Here is a 5,325-nt window from a genome sequence, read left to right on the forward strand (position 1 = left end):
AACGACACATGTATTACAGTATTCACCGTTCATAATGCATTTTTCAGAGAGTTAGCCTATGACGATGGTTTGCCTGATACCTTCGCGTGGAACACCATCGATACCAGCGTGACACCGCCGGATACACACATAAGTTACCTTCAGTATCTTGCGCCAGGTGCTGGAGTTCCGAGACCCGGGGTAAGCCTTGCGCAGATGTTCGTGAAACCTTTCCCGGGGAGAAATCTTCTTAAGAGAGTTGGCGTGAAAGTATATGGGTCCGGACAATTTATTATGGGGCTCTACGAGATTATGGACAGTTTCCCTGCGCCAATACCTATAGATACGGTTCGTATTTTGATTCCGGGCATCACGCCAGAGCTTGGAACATGGGTTTATTGGGACATAAATGATTCAAACTTTACCTTGGACTCATTCGCGATAGGTGTTACGGCGCTTGATACGCCGCTCACATGGTTCGTCTATGCCAACTTGACCACGACTGATACCAACTGCGCGTTTGTTGGCTATCCTACGACGGGTGGCATAGGCTGGGTAAGATATAGGGAGGATACGCTATACAGCACAGCACATCCGGAGATAATCTATACTCCGCGGGATAGGATTAACTTCTTCATGCGCGCTGAGATGGAGTGGTTAAGCGGCGTTAAGGAATCGATAAAGCCTGAGGGCGTGGTTCTTGGCCAGAATGTGCCGAACCCATTCAACCCGGCTACATCGATAAACTTCAAACTTCCGGAGCCTATGGATGTGTCACTCGTGATATATGACCTCTCGGGGCGTGCCATAAGGCACCTTTATGATGGTAAGCTCGGTAGCGGAAATCACATTATCGTCTGGACTGGTACCGATGATGCTGGTCGTGAGGTGCCGTCGGGAATATATCTTTACAAGCTTATCGCGGGCAAGAAGTCCATAACGAAGAAGATGATGCTGGTGCGGTGAGCTTAGCTGTGGCTTTTGTTGTGGGCTTGAGGGGCAGGGTTTTACCTGCCCCATTTTTTATGGCTCTTTTCGGGTCTCAAATCTTATGCGCTCGACGATGGAAGGCACGACGCGCAGGACATAATCGATTTCATCCTGTGTGTTATCGTGCCATAGTGTGAATCTTATAGCTGATTCGGCAATCTCGCTTTCGACACCCATAGCTGCGAGTTCGTCTATTTTGCCTTCGAAGGTATCGCCTGCCCATACAGCTATGCCCTGCATGTCTATGGCAAGGGATAATGCTCCTCGAGGAACTCCCTTAAAAGAGAGCATTACTATGCCGGGAACCGTTTTTTCCCCGCTGATACGCTCAACTCCCTCAAGGTGAAGGTTAATTAATTTGACGAAGTAATCCTCAAGTTCATTCAGGTTGTTTATTTTGGTGTCGAGTTCATCGTTGATGTGCGCCATAACCTTGTAGAAAGCTGCTGCCAGAGGCAATGGGAAGCTTTGGTCTGGTTCTGCGCCTATGATTAGGTCGCACGGTGCGCCTATTATTAAACCATCGATGAAGCCTAAATCTGCGCCTAAGTCGTCAAAAAGGAATTTTTCCCGTCCAATAAGGGCAGAAAGTTCGACCATTAACTTCGCATTGTGTTTTTTCGCGAGTTTCGCGAGTTTTTCCACAGGTTGACGGGTTCCGGTTACCATATCAGCAGCTGTAGCGATAATTAATTCTACATCGTTTTCTTGCAGCATTATTTCAGCTTGTTCCAAGTCGAACTCAAAACCTTTCATCTTCATCTCGAAAACTTCCACATTGCTTTTGGCAACTGTCCTTCTAAACTTTTTCGATTCAATCGGCGATAACAGGATTGGTTTGCTAATTTTGGGCAGTATTGGACCTATTGAAAATCGGATTGGCTTTTTTGTGCCCAGGATTTCTTGCGTTGACTCTATGAAATGTTCCAGCGCTGCTTTGCTCCATTGCCCCCATTGATGCAATGCTCCGGGAAGGCCGCGCCTTTCAACAAAGTAGTCCCTTAGTTCGTCGAAAACATCCTTTGGCATCGGTGTGTGGCTGAGCCAATCAAGATATACCTGTTTGTAGCGCATTTTGCGATTTTATTTGCTTAAATGTGAGTGAGAAATACCACTCGAATTTCCCTTCCTATGGGGTTGTCCTGTGGTTTGTTGCTGAGAAGGTCGAAAAGATTGAAGTAGAGCCAGCTATTTTTTGCGAAATTAAGGAAAAACCCCGTGGATAAGTAACCTCTACCTCTGCCGAAAGGGGCTTTGTTATCGCCAGGCGCAAGGTCATATTCTATTGAGATTCCGCCTCGTCCGTAAAGTGTAAGAGTGGTGCCACAGTAAATGGAGAAACCTTTCTTGAGCCTTTCTTCAAATGAGTAATTCATGCCAAGATGCCCGCTAACCTCGACCTCCCAGAATATCCAGTTTCTGCTTGTTACGACGAATAGCCCTCGCGATTTGTGCTCATACCTTTTTTCAGTGGAATCATATTCCCCAAAACCTCTTGTGTCGACTCCTATGGCTACGGCGGGTGATTTTTGTGTTTCGTCTATCGCGCGCAATTTAACTGTCCATTGCGGCATTGGTTCGGGGTTTATTTTCCCTCTTCCGATAAGGTTGGTGGCGCCATATGAAACCTCTATATCGAGCCTGTCCCATAGACCTAATGCCAGCCCTGCTCTCAAGCCTCCTTCAGGATACGACAACACATCGAGGACCACCTCGCCATTAAGAGGTATTCCGGCTGAGGGGCAGTGCACTATTCGCATGGGTTCGTAGCCAAATGACGGGTAAAACAGAGCAAATACAAATATTGCACACATTGTCGTGAAAAATCGCTGCATAAAATTCACCTCTTTGAGTTTTTGAAACTAATCACTCTTCATCTTCGAGTTGGTTGAATAGCTTTTTTATTTCGTCGAGAATCGATTTGCTGTTTTGTTCTTTTTCGCTTTTACCTTTCTCGCTTGGTTTTTCTTCGGCTGGCGGAACAGAGTAATCGTCAAGTATCTGCACTTCGCTTTCTGGATTTATTCCCTCTATGATTAGGGTATTGTCGGTGCTTTTGGTTTCGGGTTTTTCTTTTGGTTCAGGCTTTTTTGTTTCTTCTTTCTTAGGTTCCTCCTCAGGTTTCTTAGGTTCTTCTTCAGGCGCTTTTTGCGCTGGAGATTCAAAGTATTTGGGTTTTTTGCCTTCGCTTTCTATGCGTTTTAGCAGGTATTTTATCCTATCGTTGGACTGCTTTACTGAGGTCCATATGAGAATCAAAAAAACTATTAGAATAAGGTTTAAAATAAGGAGCACTACGAATATAGCCCGAGTTATGAAGTTTCCGAAAATAAGTGGTGGAATAGGAATTCCTTTCAAGCCGAATTTTACTTTGCCGACCGAGAGTGATTCTGAGGGAGTTTTGGTTACAGCTTTTGCGGTAACCATTAAGGTAGAGTCCGATTTTTCTATGTGAACCTCCACTTCTGATGTTTCAGCTTTTGCGATGGTGGTTTCGACACTCTCCACGGCTGCGACAGTGGTTTCGGGTGGTACTATTGGTTTCCACTCTAACCATTCGCCTTCTGGTGATTTTTTTAGGAGTTTTGCATAAACTTTGTGGGGTCCAGTTTGCGTTGAGACGAGAGCCACCCAGATTTTGGTTTTCGTGTATGGTTTAACCTCCGGGAAATCGAAAATTACTTTTCGTGCTTCGGGAAATTTTTTCGCGTACTGTCTTGGTCTAAGTCCTGAACGACCGCGCCAACGGAGACTTCTCAGTAGGCGTGAATTCCTGTCATAGGTTATTTCTACTCTTACATCCCTAAACGTTGAATCTGAATTGTTAATTAGGCTCAGCTCGTACCACCATACATTGCCACGCAAAACATTCTTGGTAATGCTATCTGGTTCTATGTAGCAAAGTGGTTTAGCATCTTGTGAGAGGGTTATTGAGATTAGTATCATCAGTGGAAGAACGGTTTTTGTGAATATTTTCATTTTTTCCTCCTAAATTAGTACAAATAATAAGATAAGAAAAATTTATGGTTAATCAAGAAAGGCGAAAAAGTTTTATTAATTAGGAAACGCTAAAAATTTAGAATTTTATTCTTGATTTCTACAAATTATTTTTTAGAATTATTTGATTTAAATAAATAAGGGGGGTTCTATGAAAAAGGTAAGTGTTTTGTTTTTGGCTTTTTTTGTTAGTGTAGCGATGTTCACGCCTTTAGGTTCCACTCAGAGTATTAATCGCCCTCATTCCAATAGTGGTTTTACGATTTCTAACTTCAGCATAAACTATCGCGGTAATGTCTACAAATTCGTGATTTCTCCGCTCGATTCAATGGAGTTCATAGTTGAGCTCGGCTGCCGCCTTGATACCGGTAAAGTGGATATAGTATTTTGCATTGATACTACTGGTTCGATGTATGACGATATTGCGAGGGTTAGAGCTGCATTGGATGGTTTTGCTGCGCGGCTCCACACCTTGAACTATCAATATCGATTCGGAGCTGTTACATTCGGGGATGGCACTAATATCTGGGACTTCGACCCTATAACGCCAGGTTACCAAATGACGGGGAGTTATCCTACATTCAGGTCACGCATAGTACCACTTGGCGCTTCTGGCGGTGCTGACGGTCCTGAGACATCATGGGATGCCATATGGGATGCGATGACACTTTATGACTGGCGAGTGGACGCATTAAAAGTTATAATAATGCTTACTGATGCGCCATCGTGCACTATTGATAGGCCAGTAGGTGGCTGCTGTTGTGACGCTAATACAGATGTTTATCTTGATACTTTAGCTCATCCGTATCCACCTGACCCTAATACATACATGAGAGCTGTTTCCGAAGGATTCATAGTTTATACCGTTTACAATCCTGGTTACTGCCCAGCACCGTGGAACACAATGTATCAGCGTATAGCGACTAATACAGGTGGTTCGTGGTTTAACCTTAACACGGTGTCTTGGCCAACGCTTTTCAGTAGCATAATACCAGCTATAGATACATGTAATGCGATAAACCTTTGCGTTAAGAACACATCAGGAACACGATATGATAGTTCTTGGGCAACGATTGAACTTGGCGATTCGATGACTCTTATTTCTGGAGATTCTATTCAGGAGTTCTTTCCATGGCCTGATGATTCGGTTCACTGCTTTGGATGGCGAGTTTACACAGCGAGAGGTTACGAGGGCAGAGAAAATTGCTTTAATATTTATCTTCGTGCAGTTAGCAGCACTGGTGTTGTTCATACAGATACCGTGCGAGGTTGTATATTTATGCCTGACTGCAGTTGTCCTGGGCCAGAGGCGAGCATAGTTTGTCCGCCTGAGACAGCTGGTTATGCTATGCGTTATTC

Annotated in this window: 5 protein-coding genes; 2 read left to right on the top strand and 3 right to left on the bottom strand. The window is 44.3% G+C overall.

The annotated features are described in order from the left end of the window. On the top strand, positions 1-945 hold a 945-nt coding region (locus tag J7J62_07960; protein ID MCD6125087.1), incomplete at its 5' end, for a T9SS type A sorting domain-containing protein. A 57-nt stretch (positions 946-1,002) separates the two neighbouring features. Here J7J62_07960 and J7J62_07965 read toward each other — a convergent pair. Genes J7J62_07965 through J7J62_07975 form a run of 3 tightly spaced genes read right to left on the bottom strand, consistent with a single transcriptional unit; the run spans position 1,003 to position 3,948 of the window. Then, entirely contained in the window at positions 1,003-2,043 is a 1,041-nt protein-coding gene (locus J7J62_07965) for an aminotransferase class V-fold PLP-dependent enzyme (protein ID MCD6125088.1), read from the bottom strand. A 17-nt stretch (positions 2,044-2,060) separates the two neighbouring features. Next, positions 2,061-2,804, bottom strand: coding sequence for a hypothetical protein (locus tag J7J62_07970; protein ID MCD6125089.1), 744 nt, complete (start codon positions 2,802-2,804; stop codon positions 2,061-2,063). A gap of 31 nt (positions 2,805-2,835) precedes the next feature. Continuing rightward, on the bottom strand, positions 2,836-3,948 hold the full coding sequence (locus tag J7J62_07975; GenBank protein ID MCD6125090.1) for a hypothetical protein: 1,113 nt from the start codon (positions 3,946-3,948) through the stop codon (positions 2,836-2,838). 169 nt (positions 3,949-4,117) lie between these two features. Here J7J62_07975 and J7J62_07980 point away from each other — a divergent pair. After that, the coding region (locus tag J7J62_07980; GenBank protein MCD6125091.1) for a VWA domain-containing protein at positions 4,118-5,325 on the top strand (1,208 nt) is incomplete at its 3' end.

This window comes from bacterium (genome assembly GCA_021159335.1).
Lineage (GTDB): Bacteria > UBP14 > UBA6098 > B30-G16 > B30-G16 > JAGGRZ01.